The sequence below is a fragment of the Bilophila sp. T19-St14 genome (genome assembly GCF_059728385.1).
Genome location: NZ_BAAGFT010000001.1, coordinates 1,522,447 through 1,539,250 on the forward strand (window position 1 = coordinate 1,522,447; position 16,804 = coordinate 1,539,250).

16 protein-coding genes are annotated in these 16,804 nt (G+C 59.1%); 5 read left to right on the forward strand and 11 right to left on the reverse strand.

Translation table 11 applies throughout. The annotated features are described in order from the left end of the window. Positions 1 to 9: 9 nt before the first annotated feature. From atpA to AC6I1V_RS06665, 9 genes are all read right to left on the reverse strand, one after another. Entirely contained in the window at positions 10 to 1,518 is a 1,509-nt protein-coding gene (gene atpA, locus AC6I1V_RS06625; protein ID WP_302553462.1) for a F0F1 ATP synthase subunit alpha, read from the reverse strand. A 4-nt stretch (positions 1,519 to 1,522) separates the two neighbouring features. Beyond that, positions 1,523 to 2,074 carry an ATP synthase F1 subunit delta gene (atpH, locus tag AC6I1V_RS06630; RefSeq protein WP_337432039.1) on the reverse strand — a complete coding sequence of 184 codons (552 nt, stop codon included), beginning with the start codon at positions 2,072 to 2,074 and terminating at the stop codon, positions 1,523 to 1,525. After that, a complete protein-coding gene (locus tag AC6I1V_RS06635) occupies positions 2,071 to 2,604 on the reverse strand; it encodes a F0F1 ATP synthase subunit B (protein WP_302553460.1) in 534 nt (177 codons plus the stop codon). Before AC6I1V_RS06635 ends, atpH begins: the two co-directional genes overlap by 4 nt. 62 nt (positions 2,605 to 2,666) lie before the next feature. Continuing rightward, complete coding sequence (locus tag AC6I1V_RS06640; RefSeq protein WP_302553459.1) at positions 2,667 to 3,083, reverse strand: F0F1 ATP synthase subunit B; 417 nt, start codon at positions 3,081 to 3,083, stop codon at positions 2,667 to 2,669. A 261-nt stretch (positions 3,084 to 3,344) separates the two neighbouring features. Continuing rightward, the gene (rodA, locus tag AC6I1V_RS06645; protein ID WP_302553458.1) at positions 3,345 to 4,454 is read right to left on the reverse strand and encodes a rod shape-determining protein RodA; all 1,110 of its coding nucleotides are present in this window, start codon (positions 4,452 to 4,454) and stop codon (positions 3,345 to 3,347) included. A gap of 284 nt (positions 4,455 to 4,738) precedes the next feature. After that, entirely contained in the window at positions 4,739 to 6,571 is a 1,833-nt protein-coding gene (mrdA, locus tag AC6I1V_RS06650) for a penicillin-binding protein 2 (protein ID WP_302553457.1), read from the reverse strand. Then, positions 6,552 to 7,022, reverse strand: coding sequence for a hypothetical protein (locus AC6I1V_RS06655; RefSeq protein ID WP_302553456.1), 471 nt, complete (start codon positions 7,020 to 7,022; stop codon positions 6,552 to 6,554). The genes mrdA and AC6I1V_RS06655 overlap by 20 nt, the downstream gene beginning before the upstream one ends. Continuing rightward, positions 7,019 to 8,041: a rod shape-determining protein MreC gene (locus tag AC6I1V_RS06660; RefSeq protein ID WP_486854963.1), complete on the reverse strand. Its 1,023-nt coding sequence runs from the start codon at positions 8,039 to 8,041 to the stop codon at positions 7,019 to 7,021. The genes AC6I1V_RS06655 and AC6I1V_RS06660 overlap by 4 nt, the downstream gene beginning before the upstream one ends. Positions 8,042 to 8,173: 132 nt before the next feature. Further along, on the reverse strand, positions 8,174 to 9,217 hold the full coding sequence (locus tag AC6I1V_RS06665; protein WP_005028805.1) for a rod shape-determining protein: 1,044 nt from the start codon (positions 9,215 to 9,217) through the stop codon (positions 8,174 to 8,176). A gap of 327 nt (positions 9,218 to 9,544) precedes the next feature. On the opposite strand from AC6I1V_RS06665, the gene mnmL reads away from it, so the two are divergent. Then, positions 9,545 to 10,438 carry a tRNA modification radical SAM protein MnmL/YtqA gene (gene mnmL, locus AC6I1V_RS06670; RefSeq protein ID WP_486854962.1) on the forward strand — a complete coding sequence of 298 codons (894 nt, stop codon included), beginning with the start codon at positions 9,545 to 9,547 and terminating at the stop codon, positions 10,436 to 10,438. A gap of 1,975 nt (positions 10,439 to 12,413) precedes the next feature. On the opposite strand, the gene AC6I1V_RS06675 is transcribed toward mnmL, so the two are convergent. Then, entirely contained in the window at positions 12,414 to 13,250 is an 837-nt protein-coding gene (locus AC6I1V_RS06675) for a histidine racemase CntK family protein (protein ID WP_337432034.1), read from the reverse strand. A 19-nt stretch (positions 13,251 to 13,269) separates the two neighbouring features. Then, positions 13,270 to 13,665, reverse strand: coding sequence for a VOC family protein (locus AC6I1V_RS06680; RefSeq protein ID WP_302553977.1), 396 nt, complete (start codon positions 13,663 to 13,665; stop codon positions 13,270 to 13,272). 474 nt (positions 13,666 to 14,139) lie between these two features. Here AC6I1V_RS06680 and AC6I1V_RS06685 point away from each other — a divergent pair, with 474 nt between their 5' ends. The 4 genes from AC6I1V_RS06685 to pyrF are packed head-to-tail and all read left to right on the forward strand — an operon-like array spanning position 14,140 to position 16,606. Then, positions 14,140 to 15,018 (forward strand): YicC/YloC family endoribonuclease, encoded by an 879-nt coding sequence (locus AC6I1V_RS06685; protein WP_486853868.1) that lies wholly within the window; start codon positions 14,140 to 14,142, stop codon positions 15,016 to 15,018. 2 nt (positions 15,019 to 15,020) lie between these two features. Beyond that, a complete protein-coding gene (locus AC6I1V_RS06690; protein WP_302553979.1) occupies positions 15,021 to 15,278 on the forward strand; it encodes a DUF370 domain-containing protein in 258 nt (85 codons plus the stop codon). Beyond that, complete coding sequence (gmk, locus tag AC6I1V_RS06695) at positions 15,271 to 15,903, forward strand: guanylate kinase (RefSeq protein ID WP_486853869.1); 633 nt, start codon at positions 15,271 to 15,273, stop codon at positions 15,901 to 15,903. The genes AC6I1V_RS06690 and gmk overlap by 8 nt, the downstream gene beginning before the upstream one ends. A gap of 4 nt (positions 15,904 to 15,907) precedes the next feature. Further along, positions 15,908 to 16,606: an orotidine-5'-phosphate decarboxylase gene (pyrF, locus tag AC6I1V_RS06700; protein WP_486853870.1), complete on the forward strand. Its 699-nt coding sequence runs from the start codon at positions 15,908 to 15,910 to the stop codon at positions 16,604 to 16,606. Positions 16,607 to 16,804: the final 198 nt, after the last annotated feature.

A 16,804-nucleotide genomic window follows, 5' to 3' on the forward strand; every position in this document is an offset into this window, starting at 1 on the left:
TACCGTCCCCTAGGCGTTATAGCCTTTTTTGAACTCAAGGATGGCGTCCTTCAGACGGGCTTCGAGATCGGCGTCCAAGACCTTGCGGGCAACGATGTCGTCCAGGATGTCCGACTTGGCGCTGCGGATGAAGTCAAGGAAGTCACGTTCAAAAGCCTGCACGGAGGCAACCGGCACATCATCCATGAAGCCGCGGGTGGCGGCATACATGGACACGACCTGTTCCTGAGTGGGCATGGGCTGGTACTGGGGCTGCTTCAGCAGTTCCACCAGGCGCGCGCCGCGTTCCAGCTTCTGCTTCGTGGACTTGTCCAGATCGGAACCGAACTGGGCGAAAGCGGCCAGTTCGCGATACTGGGCGAGATCCAGACGCATCGTGCCGGCAACCTGCTTCATGGCCTTGATCTGGGCGGAGCCGCCCACACGGGATACCGAAAGGCCCACGTTGATGGCCGGACGGATACCGGCGTTGAAGAGGTTGGGTTCCAGGTACACCTGCCCGTCGGTGATGGAGATCACGTTGGTGGGGATGTACGCGGACACGTCGCCGGCCTGCGTTTCGATGATGGGCAGAGCGGTCAGGGAACCGGCCCCCAGGCTGTCGTTCACCTTCGCCGCGCGTTCGAGGAGGCGCGAATGGAGGTAGAAGACGTCGCCGGGGTAGGCTTCACGTCCCGGAGGACGACGGAGCAGCAGGGACATCTGGCGGTAGGCCACGGCCTGCTTGGACAAGTCGTCGTACACGATGAGGGCGTGCTTGCCGTTGTTGCGGTAGTATTCGGCCATGGTGCAACCGGAGTAGGCCGCGATGTACTGCAGCGGGGCCGGTTCGGAAGCGGTAGCCGAAATGATGGTGGTGTATTCCATGGCACCGTGCTTGCGCAGGGTGTCGGCCACGAGCGCGACAGTGGAGCGTTTCTGCCCGATAGCCACATAGAAGCAGTGCACGTCGGAATTCTTCTGGGCAAGGATGGCGTCGATGCAGATGGCGGTCTTGCCGGTCTGACGGTCGCCGATGACCAGTTCGCGCTGCCCGCGGCCGATGGGGGTCATGGCGTCGATGGCCTTGATCCCGGTGACCATGGGTTCGTGCACGCTCTTGCGGGCGATGATGCCGGGAGCCTTCACTTCCACGGCGCCGAATTCGGTGGCTTCAACCGGCCCGAGACCGTCGACGGGCATACCGAGGGGGTTCAGAACACGCCCCATGACGGCATCGCCGATCGGCACGGAGAAGATGCGCCCGGTACGCTTGACTGGATCGCCTTCCTTAATGCCGGTATCTTCACCAAGCAGGGCTACACCCACGTTGTCTTCTTCCAGGTTGAGCACCATGCCCAACAGCCCGCCGGGGAATTCGAGAAGCTCCATGGACATGGCGTTCTGGACGCCATACACACGGGCGATCCCGTCCCCTACGGAAAGCACTGTGCCGGTTTCGGTGGCATCGACACGCTGCTCGTAGTTCTGGATCTGCTCTTTGATGATCTTGCTGATCTCGCCTGCATTGATATGCATGATCCTATTCACCCCTCTTGATGATGTCTCTGAGGATAGCCAATTGAGCTCGAAGGCTCGCATCCAGCACGTTGTCCCCCACCTGAAGGACGACCCCGCCGAGGATGGAGGGATCCACTTCGAACTTCAGCGCGATCTGTCTGCTGGTTTGCTTTTCGAGTCTGGCAAGGATGCCAGCCTGCTGCTCTTTGCTGAGGCTTACGGCAGTCAGGAGCTTGCCGCGAACAACGCCCCAAGCCTCGTCAAGGAGCTTGCCGAACGCTTCGGCAATCTCTTCAAAAAGAGGGAGACGTTCCTTTTCTGCCAGCAATGAGCAGAAATTTTTTATCATGGGGTCAACGCCGAGCTTGTCGAGAACCTGCGACAGAACCTTCTGCTTTTCGGCGACGCTGATGACGGGAATATGGAAGAGCCGCACCAGTTCGGGAGACTCTTCAAGGACGCCTTCAAGAGCGGACAGATTTTCCCCGTACTGCTCCAGCTTGGCCATGCCTTCCTGCTGCCCCAAGGCGAAAAGCGCCTTGGCGTACCGCTGTGCCACGATGTCGCCGTTCAATTGAGCACCACCTTTTTCAGCGCGTTGTCGATGAGCTTGACATGCTTCTTCATATCAAGCTTCTCCTTCAGGGTAGCTTCCACGGCCTGCACGATTTCGTCGGCCATCTGGCTCCGCAATTCCTCAATGGCCTTCTTCGTTTCGCTGTCGGCGGCGCGGTGCGCGGCGTTGCGAATCTTTTCAGCCTCTTCGAGGGCGTCGGCGACAATGGCTTCACGGATGGCCTCGCCGCGGGCCCGGCTGTCTTTGAGGATGGTCTCGCACTCGGCATCAAGGCCGTCGATCTTCTCGATCATGGCGGCGAGCTGCTCTTCCGCGGCGGCCTTGCGGGCGGCGAGGCTGTCGAGCTCGTCGACGATGGCGGCGCGCCTGCTGCTCAGGCCGTCAACAATCGCCTTCCCGGCGGCACGCCACAGGATGTACAAGAAGACGCATACGTTGCCGACGCGGGCCAGCAAGTTGATCCACGGGTTGTACGGATCGCTGAAATGGGAAACGACACCCAGCAGAATCAGGGTGGCCACAGCCACGATACCGTCTCTGGACAGGAAAAAAGAAGCTAGCGCTTTCAAGGTATCCCCCGAACTCTGAGTTATGCCAGAAGCTTCGCCATGGCGGCTTCGGTGAATTCGTGCATTTTCGCCTGAAGCGCGCGGCGGGTCACGCCGGCGTCGGCACGCACGGCGGCCTGCGTCGTCCGCACTTCGGACTGGGCGTCCTTGCTGGCGGCATCAAAAATGCGCGCCCTTTCCAGTTCGCCCATGACCTTGCCGTCCTTGCGGTAGATGGCGGCGGCTTCGCGCGCTTTACGGAGTTCCGACTCGTACTCGTCCAGAAGCTGCTGCCTTTCCGCAACAAACGCTTCGATTTCGCCGAGCAGCCCTTCCACGTTGTCCTTGCGCTTACGGATGATCTTCCGGATTGGCGAGATCAAAAGATAGTTGAGCACAACCAGAGTGACAAGAAAGTTCGCCAACTGGATCCATAACGTAATATTAAGATCTACCACGCGGAAACTCCCTTCATACAAAACGGCTAAACGTATAGAATGCGGACATTATATACGAACCAGCAAAATGTGTCAAAGGTTCTTCTCAAAAGCAAAAGATCACAATCCGCTTTTATGGGAAACGGACGGTTTGCCGCACGCGGCAGCGAACATTCACCATTTCAAGCGCCTAGCCGCCGCGTGCCGCCCGCTTCCCCCGGAACGGCCCCTTCTTCCAGCTTTGTGAAAAAAATATTATTCAGCCGGACGCCGCGGCATCCGTTACGTTTTGAACAGGAAGCGGCGCATGGAAATATTCAAGACCAGCCCGATCAGGGAAAAGTTGACCACCGTGGCGCTGCCGCCATAGCTGATGAAAGGGAGGGGGATGCCGACCACCGGCATGATCCCCACTACCATGCCGGCGTTGATAAAGATTTGCCAAAAGAAATAGATGAAAATCCCCGCCGCGAGGTTGCTCCCAAAACGATCTTTGGCCCCCCGCACCGTCTCGAAAATACTCAATAAAAAGAGGCTGAACAGCGCCATGAGCGCGACGCAGCCGACAAAACCCCATTCCTCGCCGAACACGGCGATGGCAAAGTCGGTATGCTTTTCAGGAAGGAAGCTCAGCTTGCTCTGCGTACCCTCAAGGAAGCCCTTCCCCCATATCTGGCCGGAGCCTATGGCGATTTTTGACTGGATAATATGGTATCCCGCCCCCCGCGGATCACTGGACGGATCAAGGAATGTCATGATGCGCTGCTTCTGGTAGTCGTGCAGCGCGAACCACGCCACGGGAAGCAGCAATGGAATGCTGATGAGGCAGACGAGCAGAACCCGCTTCTTGAGGCCGTGGTACAGGATCATGCCGCCAAGGATGGCCAATACGGTCAATGCCGTCCCAAGGTCAGGCTGGCATACGATGAAAGCCGCGGGGATGCCGCCCACGCACGAGACCTGAAAAAGCTTCTTCCACGACAGCGGCTCGCCGTCCAGCGAGAGCACCTGCGCCCCCATGATCAGCACGGCAATCTTGGCCATTTCACTGGGCTGGAAGTGGAAGAACCCCAAATCGATCCAGCGGCGCGCGCCGTAGATGACTTTCCCAAAGATAGGGATCAGGCAGAGGGAAAAGAGCACAATCAGGAAAAAAGGCAGGGCCATAGCCTGCAAATGGCGGTAGTCGAAGCTCATGCAGGCGATCATGGCGATCAGGCCGAACGCCCCCCAGATCATCTGGCGTTCATAGTACGGGGCAAGGCTGATGCCGTCCTCCACCCTGACGCCGCTGGCGGAATACAGGTTGCCGATCCCCACCCAGAACAGCAGGAGCGTGGCGGCCACAAGCCCCCAGTTGATATACGTCAGCAGTCTCCGATCCATCGCCATGCAGCAACTCCTGACGGGGCTCCGCCCCGTACCCCGGCAGGGCGCCGCCCTGCACCCGCCGGGAGGCGAGCCGCCCCCCGGACCCCGGCACAAACGGAACCGCCCGAATATGTTTCTTTTATTGTTAATTATCCTGATTAGGATAATTAACAGGACGATACTTTATCAGAAAACGAAGCTTCCGGCATGCCCGCCCGCAGAACGGGAATCCGATAGCGTCGATGTTCTGCGAATAGAGGCCGAGGGGGGGGTACGGAAAGCCCCTCCCCCGCCTCATTCCGCAATCAATCCTCGCGCACCGTGCGGGCTGCCGCCCTCTGCGGCTGCGGCCCAAGCGGAGTCCCGTAAAGAATGTTATATACGTCACGGGCTACCGGGCCGGCCGCCGAACTGCCGCCGCCCCCGTGCTCCAGCATGACGACAACGACCACATCCTTTCCGTCCTTGCGGCCGTATGAGGCAATCCATGCGTGGTCGCGCTCCAGATACGCCATTTCCGCCGTACGCTGCCTGCGCTCGCCGACCATGCGGATCTTGACGACCTGCGCAGTCCCCGTCTTGCCGCCGATAACGGCGTCCGTGCGGCGCAGAACCTTGGCAGTGCCGACATCCGCCGTAACGCGCATGCCTTCCAATACCAGCTTGCGGGCCTCTTCGCTGAAAGGGATCTCCCCCCGGACTTCCGGCTTGGCATCGGCCAGAAGCTGAGGCTTCATCAGCTTGCCGCCGTTGAGCAGCGCGCTCACGAAATTCGCCATCTGGAGCGGCGTCACCAGCGTGTACCCCTGCCCGATGGAAACATTAAGCGTTTCCCCCCGATACCACGGCTCACCCGAACGGCGCTTCTTCCATGCCCTCGACGGCACAAGGCCGGATTTCTCATGCGGCAGATCGATGCCCGTAGGCGCGCCGAACCCGCACGCCTTGGCAAATTGCTCGATGCGGTTGATGCCGAGTTTTTCGCCGAGCACATAATAATACACGTCGCACGAATGCAGAAGCGACTGGATCATGTCCACGGAGCCATGCCCCCCCCTCCTCCAGCACCGGAATTCCCGGTTGCCGAGCTTCACGGAGCCGGTACACACGACCCGGAACGAGGGGGAGATGCCCTCCTTGAGAAACATCCCGACCATCATGAGTTTCCAGACCGAGCCGGGCGGGTATACGCTCTGGATGGCCCGGTTCTGGAGCGGATGGAAGGGATCGTCGCGCAGCGCCACCCAGTCCTTCTGGGACAGGCCGCCGACAAACACGTTGTTGTCGTAGGAAGGGTTCGTCACCAGCGCCAAAAGCCGGCCCGTCTGCGGCTCCATGACCACAATGCTGCCCGTCTGGCCGCCGAGCAGCGCCGCGAGCTGCTTTTGCAGCTTGGTGTCGAGGGAAAGCTGAAGGTTTTCCCCGTTCTGCGGCTCTTCAACCAGCGTCTTGCCGAGGGAACGCCCAAGGACGTCGACTTCGACGTTGTAAAGCCCCTTGTGCCCGCGCAGACGCTGCTCGAACACATACTCAAGCCCTTGCTTGCCCACCGTGTCGCCGAGGGCAAGGTACGGATCGGCGGCAAGCTCCCGCTCGTTGGCTTCCGCCACATAGCCGAGGATATGCGCGAACTCCTTGCCTTCGGGATAATAGCGCTTGGAACGGGTGACGATTTCCAGCCCCGGCCAGTGCATGAGCTGCGCCTCAATGCGCGCGACCTGATCGAAAGGCATGTCGTTGAGCAAAAGGATCGGCTCGAAAGGCTTCACCTTGCGCCTGTCCTGCTGAAAACGGTTGGCAAGCTGCTCCAGCGGGATGCCCGCCCATTCGCTGACCTGCGCCAAGGTGGAGGAAATGTCCTTGCAGTCTTCCCGGATCAGGGCCAGCCCGAAGGCGGGGCGGTTTTCGGCAAGCAGCGTGCCCTTCACGTCACGGATAAGGCCCCGCGAGGCATATACCGACTCCTGCCGCAGATGGTTGGCCTGCGCCTGCTGCGCAAAATCGGCCCCACGGTGGATCTGGAGGTACCAAAACCGGATGACGAACGTGAAGAACAGCAAACCGACAAGGCACTGCAACAGGATAAGCCCGCTCTTGGGCGGCTGGTAGCCTTCGGTTTCAAGCTGTATTGTTTTCATTGGGAACCACCCACCGGCGCGCCATCATGCTGCATTGCCAGACAAACGGCGTCAGCAGCGCCTGAAGGATGCTTTCGTCAAGCAGCCGCGTCATATCGAGAGGAATAAACTGAAGCCGCGTCATGAGCCAGATGACGCCGTAATGCGCCAAGCCGATACAGCCGCTGAGGAGCAGCACGAACAGCCAGTTTTCCGTTTCAAACATCCAGCGCCCGGCGAAAAAGAGCGTAATGACCAAAAGGTACCAAAGAACGGACGTGCCGAAATCCAACGTGCCCACGCCCTCTTGAACGAGGATGAGCGCGAACAGCACCACGGCGAGCTGGAAAGGGCGGCGCTCCTGCAAAGCCAGAAACAAACCGGCGACCAGGACGTCCGTGCCGGGCAGCGCCTGCTGGAGGGCAAGGCCGAGCACGAAAAAGGCCGCCCACCACAGGATGTTGAGCGTCATGGACGGCCCCGCAGCGGCAGCCCGGGCGGGGGCGTCGGGCCGCTCAGGAAAAACGGCGCGTCGGGACGGGGCGGGCCGGGGATCGTCGATCCCTGCTGGCCGGGCTGGGGCTGTGCGCGCTGCACGGCGGGGCCGCCCGCCGGATCGGCCGAGGACTGGCGCGGCGCCCCCAGCACGCCGGACAGCGAGCCGGAAACGCCGGAACCTTCCACACGGGAAATGAGCAGCACTTCTTCAAGCTCGGACAACGTCGCCAGCGGAGCGGCCTGAATGGTCTGAAACGATGAAAGATCCGAAGGCGTTGCCGACAATACCCGCGCCACGGGGATCCCTTTGGGGAACGCATCGTCGAGGCCGGATGTGACCAGAATTTCACCGGCGCGGATCACATCGTTGTGCGACACGAAACGCATCTCCAGCGGCTTGTCCGGGCCGCCGCCCACGAGTATGCCCTGAATGCGGCTCTCTTGGCTGATCACCGCGATACGGCTCCCCGGATCGACGAGCAGGAGCACCGTGGCCGAACTCGGCCCGGCCCGCAGCACCCGGCCCGCGACGCCCTGCGGGGTCATGACCGGCGTTCCCGGAATGGCCCCCGTCATGTACCCGCGCCCGATGAGCACGGACGCCAGCGCGGAATTCGCCCCCATGCGCCCGGCGAGCACACGGGCCCCAAGCGTCTGCCAGCCTTCCGGCGGCGTAAGCGTCAGCAGGCGGCGCAGGCGGATGAGCTCGGCACGCTCCTCAGAGGCCATCAGCAGCTTATGGCGGAGCTGTTCGACCTGCTTCTTGAGCTCGTCATTCTCCTCACGCACGTCCACAAGATCAAGATAGCGGTTCCACGCCCCCATGACCGTGTCCTGCACCATGCGCACCGACTTGAGGACGACGCCCGAGGCTTCGAGCCCTGTGTTGGCCGCGAAGTTGTCGAGGATATGGGTGCGCTGGTTCCAACTGTACATACCGAGGTACATCAACAGGGCAAGGGCGGGAATCAGCAGGATGTGCTTGGGAGACATGCTTTGTCCGGAGAAAGGCCCGCCGATGGGCGGAATCCAGCGGAAGGCGGAGATGAACCGGCCCGCAGAGCCGGCAGGGAAACGGGCTGCGGGCCGGAAAGCCTGCGGGGGCATCCCCCGGCAGGCGCGCTATCAGTCAATACAGACGTCGCCGAGTTCATTGAGGTTGTCGAGCGCGCGGCCGGTGCCCATGACGACCGTGGACAGCGGATCTTCCACCACGGTGATGGGCAGGGAGGTTTCTTCGCGCAGGAGCTGATCCAACCCCTTGAGCAGCGCGCCGCCGCCGGTAAGGACGATGCCGCGATCCACGATGTCGGCGGCGAGTTCCGGGGGGGTCTGTTCAAGGGCGATGCGCACGGCCTGGACAATGCTGTCCACCTGTTCGGAAATGGCCTTGCGGACTTCCTCCGAGGTGATGATGATGTTCTGCGGGATGCCGGTCACGAGATCGCGGCCCTTGACTTCGATCTGCTGTTCGGGGTCCATAGGATAGGCTGAGGCGATCTTGATCTTGATCTCTTCCGCGGAGGACTCGCCGATCAGCATGTTGTATTTGCGTTTTACGTGCGTCATGATGGATTCGTCCATCTTGTCGCCGCCGACGCGCACCGAGCGGGAATACACGATGCCCGACAGGGAGATGACCGCGACTTCCGTGGTGCCGCCCCCGATGTCCACCACCATGTTGGAGGTGGGCTCCTGAATCGGGAGGTTGGCGCCGATGGCGGCGGCCATGGGCTCTTCAATAAGATAGACTTCGCGGGCGCCCGCGCTCTGGGCGGATTCCTTCACCGCGCGCTTTTCCACCTGCGTGATGCCGGTAGGCACGCACACCATGATCCGGGGACGGACAAGGTGGCGGCGGGAATTGTGCACCTTAGAGATAAAATGGCGAAGCATGGCTTCGGTCACTTCAAAATCGGCGATGACCCCGTCCTTCATGGGGCGGATAGCCTGAATATTGCCCGGGGTACGCCCAAGCATGCGCTTGGCGTCCTGACCGACGGCCAACACCACGCTGTTGCCGCGAGAGTCCTTCTTGACGGCGACGACGGAGGGTTCGCGCAGGACGATGCCCTGCCCCTTCACGTACACGCAGGTATTGGCGGTTCCCAAGTCGATGGCGAGATCATTGGAAAACGCGCCGAGAATGAAATTCACGAGTTTTGGCATACAGGATTGCTCACTTGTCTTCTCTATGGGCCAAACAAGATCTGTCGATCTTCAATCAGTACCGGAAGTGGAAATTAGGAGAGCCGGAGGGAACTGGCGCGCCGGTTCGTTTGCGGAAACCGCACGCTCTTTTCAGCTTTCCATTTTGCAGGTAGCTTAGTTCAGTCGCGAAGTGTTGGGCCAAAAACGCCCCGCTGTCAAGAGCAAGCTCCCGCCGGTTTTGGCAAACTACAACATATAGTAAATATTTTCAATGTATAACAATCAAGGTCAAAATAAATGTACCGCCACCGCGTTGGCGGCTGTCCGACCGAAAGGCCCGTTTTGATGCATACATGGAACACGTTCACCGTCCATCTCCGCCAACGCTTCGGCCAGCGGGTCCAGAAGATCCCCCTCGACGCCGGGGCAAGCTGCCCCAACCGTGACGGGACGCTCTCCCGCGCGGGCTGCACCTTCTGCAACGCCATAGGTTCCGGTTCCGGGCTCGGCCTTGCCGGGATGAACCTCCCCGCCCAATGGGAATACTGGCGCGAACACTTCCGCAAGTCCAACCGGGCCTCGCTGTTCCTCGCGTACCTGCAATCTTTTTCCAATACCTACGGCCCCGCCTCGCGGCTTGCGGCGATGCTGGAGATTTTCCGCACCCTGCCCGATCTCGCCGGGATTTCCGTGGGAACCCGGCCCGACTGCCTCGACGCCGAAAAAATGGCTCTCCTCGGAGCCGCGCCGTGGAAAGAAAAATGGCTTGAGCTTGGGGTTCAGACCCTGAACGACGCCACCTTGCGGCGCATCAACCGGGGGCACGACGCGGCGGCCTCGGCGCGGGCCATCGAACTGGCGGAAAAAACCGACGTGCAGGTCTGCGCGCACCTCATGCTCGGCCTTCCCGGAGAAACGCCGGACGACGTACACGCCACCGTCCGCCGCCTCAACGCCCTGCCCGTCCACGGGGTCAAGCTGCACAACGTCTATGTTTGCCGGAACACGGCGCTTGAGCAGGCCTACCGTTCCGGCGGCTACGTCCCGCTGACGGAGGGCGCCTACATCGAGCTTGCCGTGGATGCCCTTACGGAACTCCGCCCCGACATCATCATCCACCGCGTCGTCGCCGATCCGGCCCCCGGCGAGCTCGTCGCCCCCGACTGGGCCGCCCGCAAGGGCGACCTCGTACGTTTTATCCAGCACGCTTATCACAAGAGGCGTGAGGAAGGGGCGTAGGGGAACTGGAGAACTGGGGAGGGGGAGGGGAAACTTTCTGGAGAAAGTTTCCCCTCCCCCTCCCCAGACCCCACCCCTTCCTCTTCAAAGACTTTCACGCTTATCGAATCCCTATTCCCAGCATTCCCTGAATGCGTATCTCCGTTTCAGAATAAGGGGTGTTGGCCTTTCAATATCTTTATTGGTTCCGTTATAAGAAGAGGTTGATGTTTTCATTCAAGGTAATGGATGTACAATTTTCAGGTACTTTTTATTGGAGGCCGTATCATAGAAGGCTGCGTTCAATTTTACGGTTGATGATTTTTTTCAATGAAAATCAATAGATAAAAGCTCGTTCCACGTCTGGTGATGTGGGCAGCTCTCATTTTTTGTTTATCACATAAAATCCAGTTTTGAAGAATTGTTGCGAGACCTCCAGATAATTTCCAAAGAACTCTTCCTTTCCAGTTGGAATCTTGTATCAACCACAAACTTAAACACAGCCTCATAGAAAATGGTTGGTGTTTCTTGAAGTTCCCAAAAGATAATCAATAAAATGCCTCCACTATGGGTTCCACAATGGAAAGCTGAGGAAAAGGCCGTATTTTTATCATATTGTAGAGATGGAGGAAACACATCCTCAGAGCTTTCTGGAAAACTTCATTATAGAGGCGTTTTGATTATTTATTGTGCGGTTTTATCATCACATTTAATTGTTATCATTTTATAACAATCAATTTTATTTTTTTAGGCTTTGTCATAGTATGTGGTTGTTTCATCTCCACAGTACGATGAAAACACAGCCGTTTTCTCCGGTTTTCCCCCTTGGCGGGAGCCACGGCTAAGGCATTTTTCCGGTTATCCCTTTGGAGCTCCAAGGAAAAAAGCATCTACCATTTTCTATAACACAGCCTATTTCTTTAGGCTCTGTCATAACATACGGTTGTTTTATGTCTAAAATATGCTGAAAATACAGGCTATTTCTCCAGTTTTTTACTGATTGGCTCCATAATTGGGGCATTCATTGATTATTCCTTTGGGTTTTCAAGAAATAAATCACCAACCGTTTCCTATGGCACAGCCTTTTTTAAAGATACTTTCTATCGACCCAACGACAAAAAGAATTTTCCTCAGCATTTATCTTGAATATATGGAATAGAATATCAACCTTCTACTATAACAGGCTATTTGGAGTTTCAAGAAAAAAATATGGCTGTATCATAGAAAAGAGTTGATGCCCTTTTCCTTGAAGTTCCAAAGGAATAACCAGCAAAATGCCTTAGCCGTGGAGCCCGCCAAGGGGAAAACTGGAAAAAAGGCTGTATGTTCACCGCGCTGTGGAGATAAACAGCACATACTATGGCAGAGCCAAAAATATCAATCAGCTACTAGGGGATAACGCCTTTTTCTTCCATCTTAAGAAAGTACGGATAGTTTCTAGGCTGTGTCGTTAATATATAATATATTGAAATTATTTATTTTTTAAGATACAAAAGTTATTTCAACATTTTCAAATAGTTATATATTAAACAATGACACAACCTAACGAAATAGTATGATGACATCAACGTCCTCTCAGAAGAGAACCGCTTCATGCCTCACCAACTGCCATCAATATAGATTCATGCCTCACCAACTGCCATCAATATAGATATAAAGAAAGGCGGGACGCTCTTGAAACGTGTCCCGCCTTTCATGTTGTCCCGGCTTGAGGCCTGCTTTGAAAAAATGACGAAATTCGGCCTCCCCGTCAAGCCGCCGCCTCATCGGAGGCACTCGCCTTTCCAATCATTTTTGAAGGATCCATTTTGAATTTCATAGAGTTGCAATACAGTTTCCATCAAAACGCGAACGTCTCCCTCATCCGGCGGAACTCCCGCCGCGCGGCCTCCCCACCAGTCGAAAGTCTTGGGAAGGGGAGGGATGGGGGCCGGGGGAAGGGAGGGGAAACGCTTCTTCAGAAGGGTTTCCCCTCCCTTCCCCCGGTTCTTCCCTCTCAATCCAGACATTCCACAAAAACATCCCCGCGGGCTATGCACCTGACAGCCCCGCCGATCCATGCGGCCCAGCCTCCGGGATGGGCGGAACCCTCCGGCACGACACGCAGCGGCTCACCGCCCGGCTGCATCAGCGACAGTTCCCCCGCATCGCCGTAAACGCCACGGCAGACGATGGACGCAGCCAATGCCCCGGAACCGCAGGCAGTCTCGGCGTAGGTCGTCCCGGTTCCGCGCACCCATACGAAAGGCGTGATCCGTAGGCCGGACGGCTCACGATGAAGCCAGATGCACCCGGCGGCATCCTCGCCCAACAGCCCGAAACGGGCAAACAGCGCGGCGGTGTCCCGATCCTTGTCGGCGGGGAGCGGATGCGCGGCGGCATCCAGCACCAGATGCGCAATGCCCGGCACCCGGACAAGATGTATGCCCGGAGCCACGTTCTCCAACGGAGGCTCTTGCGGCAGATCCAAGAGAACGGCGGACTCGAAACGGTGGGCGGCCAGACGCCGGACGCGGACGCGCAGGCGCTCCGGCATCCCGGATACGCTCACGATCCCGCCAAGCCCGCCGCTTTCCGGGCTGAGCCTCCCCTCTTCGGCAAGCAGCGCGGCAAAGGCGCGGGTCGCGTTCACGCAGAACTCCCCGCCCATCATGTCCAGCCGCGGGACGGGAGCGGCGGTGTCCACATACCCGGCCTGCTCCGCTTCCAGATGCCCCGGAGCAATGATTTCGGCGGCGGCACGGGCCCTGTCCGCCGGGGACAGCGAAGCCTCCCGGACAAGGATGGTCGTATTTCCGCAGGGTGAATACTTCGTGAAAGGCAAAACGCGCATGACAGACCTCGCGGAAGGCTCAGGCTTCCGTATAATTCGCCACTTCGATCAAGTTTCCGTCTGGGTCACGGAAATACACGGAGGTGATGGGCCCAAGGGCGCCTTCACGCCGCACCGGGCCCTCCTCCACAGGGACATCATTGGCTTTGAGATGATCCAGCATTTCAACGACCGGCGTCCGGGAAAGGAAGCACAGATCCGCCGTGCCCGGAAGAGGGTTATGGGCCTGAGGGAAATCCCCCTTGCCCGCTTCATGAAGGTTGATCGTACGGCTGCCGAACGAAAGGGCGGTACGTCCGCTGCCGAACGTGAACGGCGTCATGCCGAGAACCTGCTGGTAAAAACGGCACGTGGCCTTGATATCGCTGACTGTAAGCCCCAGATGATCAAGGTCTTCCACGCAAAGAACGGCCATAGGCATCCCATCCTGCTGCTCAATGAAGGACGTAAAAAAGCGGCGGGCGGATTTTCCCCCTATCCGGCACAACTGCCGGAACCCGCTTCAAAAGACAAGGCTGCGCCACTAAATGATTGATGTTTTCTTTTTCCACATTTCAAATAACCAATAAAACGTCTCTGTCACGGGGCCCGCTAACGGAAAACGGAAGAAAAAGGCTGTATCTTTACCCTATGTGAAGATGAAACAATCATGTCTTATGAGCGTTCTAAAGACAAATTGGTTTGTATTATTTGGAAAAGGACGTCAAGAGCCGAAAAACGGCGGATAGCTTCCTTTCCGCGGCATGTCCCCATATCGGGTCAAGGATATACTGAAATCAAACGGGAAGCCAGTGCCGGGCAAACCGCTTCCGCTCTTGTGCCGAAAAACTTTATGCCGTAACATAATGCGGATAGCCATCCCCAACGCTGACAGCCTGAAGGAGAATCTATGCTGCGGAGTATGACCGGCTTCGGCCGTTGCGTCATGGAAGACGCGGACTGGACGCAAACGTGGGAAATACGGAGTGTAAACAACCGCCATCTGGATCTCAAATGGCGCCTCCCCCTTCAGGCGCGGGGGCTGGAGTCCCGTCTGGAACGCGTGGTTCGGCGCTTCGCCGCGCGGGGCCGCATGGAAATCGCCCTCACCCTCCAGCAGCGCGGCGCGGCGGCCAACCTCCGTTTTGATGCGGCGCAGGCCTCGGCCATGCTGGATCAGGTGGCCGCGCTCGCGGATCTGCACGGGGACGCCTTCGAGCCGGACTACAACGCCCTGTTCGCCATCCCCACGCTCTGGGAGCGCGAAAGCGGGGACGGGGACGACGAAATGGAAGAACGCCTCGAAGAGGGCCTTATCGCCGCGCTTGAGGACTGGAACGAATCCCGCGAGACGGAAGGCGCGGCACTGGCCCGCGACATGGCCTCCCGCATCGCCCAGATGGAGGAATGGGTTTCGCGCATCGACGAACGCGCCCCTGAGATCAAGGAAGAACGGTTTGCGGTGCTCCGCGAACGCCTTTCCGAAGCCCTCGCCGCCGTCAACGGCGAACTGGAAGAAAGCCGCTTCCTTCAGGAAATGGTCGTCCTCTCGGACAAGCTCGACGTCAGCGAAGAGCTCACCCGCCTCCATGCCCATCTGGAACGCCTGCGCGATCTCCTTGAAATCGGGGCCGACGCCGGACGGCGCCTCGACTTCACGCTTCAGGAGTGCTTCCGCGAAATCGCCACCTGCGGCAACAAGATTCAGGACGCCCAGACGTCCCGCCTTGTGGTGGACTTCAAGAACGAACTGGAAAAATGCCGCGAGCAGGTTCAGAATCTGGAATAGCTATGCCGAAAGAACGGATCATCAACCTCGGGTTCGGCAACTTCGTGGTCGCTTCCCGCGTCGTGGGCATCATCAACCCGGCGTCTTCCCCCATGCGCCGCCTGCGTGAGGATGCCCGCACGGAAGGCCGCCTCGTGGACGCCACCCAAGGCCGAAAAACCCGTTCCATCATTATAACCGATTCCAACCATGTGATCCTTTCCGCCATCCTGCCGGACACATTGGGTCAACGATTTATGCAGGAGGAGGACAATGCCTGATACGCCGCTGACCACAACCGCCCGTTCCGGGGTGCTGCTCGTCGTATGCGCCCCTTCGGGGACGGGAAAGACGACCCTCATCCAACGCCTGCGGGCCGAATTCCCGAACTTCGCCTATTCCATCTCCTGCACCACAAGGGCCCCGCGCAGCCATGAAGTGGACGGCAAGGACTACCATTTCCTTTCCGTCGAAGAATTCCTCCGCCGCCGGGAAGCCGGATTTTTTGCGGAATGGGCCAATGTGCACGGCAATTATTACGGGACGCCGCTGGCCCCCGTGCTCGAAACCCTGAAAGCCGGGCAGGACGTCCTGTTCGACATCGACGTTCAGGGCGCGGCCCAACTGCACCTTTCGCTCCCGCGCGGGCAATACGTCTTTCTCCTGCCGCCGTCCCTGAGCGAGCTGGAACGCCGGCTGCGCGGGCGCGGCACGGACGACGAAGCGAGCATCGCCCGCCGCCTGTCCAATGCCGCCTCCGAAATCCGCCAGGCCCACTGGTTCGACGCATGGATCGTCAACGACGATCTGGACAAGGCCTATGACGAGCTGCGCGCGGTCTACCTCGCTTCGACGCTCCACCCCGCGCACCGTCCGGGGCTGGCAAACACCATTCTGGAAGGATGAACCCATGGCCCAACTCATTGTAGCCCTCGACTATACCAACGCCGAAGACGCCCTCGCCACCGCCGAATCCCTGCGCGGCTGCCCGATCTGGATGAAGGTGGGCCTTGAGCTCTTCACCCACGAAGGCCCCGCCGTCGTCAGGAAGCTCAAGGACATGGGCTTCAAGGTCATGCTCGACCTCAAGATGTTCGACATCCCGAATACGGTCGCGGGCGGCGTGCGTTCGGCCTGTCTCATGGGCGTTGACCTCATCACCCTGCACGCGCTCGGCGGGGAACGCATGATCCGTGCCGCCGTCGATGCCGTCAGGCAAAGCGCCGAAGCAGGCGGCCCCAAGCCCCTGCTCTTCGCGGTGACCGTGCTCACCAGCATGGCCCCCGGCGAACTGCCCGGCTACGGGGAAGACCTTTCCGGCCTTGCCGCCGATCTCGCGGCGGGCGGCCAGTCGTGGGGGCTGGACGGCGTGGTCTGCTCCGGCCATGAGGTCGAAGCCATCAAATCCCGCTGCCCCGGCCTGATGTGCCTGACGCCCGGCATCCGCCCGGCATCCGGCTCCGCTTCCGACGACCAGCGCCGCATCATGACGCCCGCGCAGGCCGTGCGCATCGGCAGCGATTTCCTCGTCGTCGGCCGCCCCATCACCAAGGCCCCCGTCCCCTCCGATACGGCCCACGCCATTCTGGACGAGATGGAAAAAGCGTAAACGCAAAATGGGGAGAAAAAGGGAACCCCTCCTGAAAACGTGTTGCCCTTCTCCCTCCCCATGCCCCACCTCTCCCCTCCCAAGACTTTCGCGTGCGGCATCCAGCCTGCCTCCACATGCGGGGGCGGGCCTTGCCGCGGGTGACGGAGGAGAAGGTAAAATCGAGCCTGCCTCCATATGGGAAGACGGGCCGACCGG

Bases quoted from the DNA above. Each gene is read 5' to 3' on its own strand.
- mnmL (WP_486854962.1), top strand. From the start codon at position 9,545: ATGCATACATGGAACACGTTCACCGTCCATCTCCGCCAACGCTTCGGC.
- AC6I1V_RS06675 (WP_337432034.1), bottom strand. From the start codon at position 13,250: ATGCGCGTTTTGCCTTTCACGAAGTATTCACCCTGCGGAAATACGACC.
- atpA (WP_302553462.1), bottom strand. From the start codon at position 1,518: ATGCATATCAATGCAGGCGAGATCAGCAAGATCATCAAAGAGCAGATC.
- AC6I1V_RS06685 (WP_486853868.1), top strand. From the start codon at position 14,140: ATGCTGCGGAGTATGACCGGCTTCGGCCGTTGCGTCATGGAAGACGCG.
- AC6I1V_RS06690 (WP_302553979.1), top strand. From the start codon at position 15,021: ATGCCGAAAGAACGGATCATCAACCTCGGGTTCGGCAACTTCGTGGTC.
- AC6I1V_RS06680 (WP_302553977.1), bottom strand. From the start codon at position 13,665: ATGGCCGTTCTTTGCGTGGAAGACCTTGATCATCTGGGGCTTACAGTC.
- mrdA (WP_302553457.1), bottom strand. From the start codon at position 6,571: ATGAAAACAATACAGCTTGAAACCGAAGGCTACCAGCCGCCCAAGAGC.
- gmk (WP_486853869.1), top strand. From the start codon at position 15,271: ATGCCTGATACGCCGCTGACCACAACCGCCCGTTCCGGGGTGCTGCTC.
- pyrF (WP_486853870.1), top strand. From the start codon at position 15,908: ATGGCCCAACTCATTGTAGCCCTCGACTATACCAACGCCGAAGACGCC.
- AC6I1V_RS06660 (WP_486854963.1), bottom strand. From the start codon at position 8,041: ATGTCTCCCAAGCACATCCTGCTGATTCCCGCCCTTGCCCTGTTGATG.
- AC6I1V_RS06665 (WP_005028805.1), bottom strand. From the start codon at position 9,217: ATGCCAAAACTCGTGAATTTCATTCTCGGCGCGTTTTCCAATGATCTC.
- rodA (WP_302553458.1), bottom strand. From the start codon at position 4,454: ATGGCGATGGATCGGAGACTGCTGACGTATATCAACTGGGGGCTTGTG.
- AC6I1V_RS06655 (WP_302553456.1), bottom strand. From the start codon at position 7,022: ATGACGCTCAACATCCTGTGGTGGGCGGCCTTTTTCGTGCTCGGCCTT.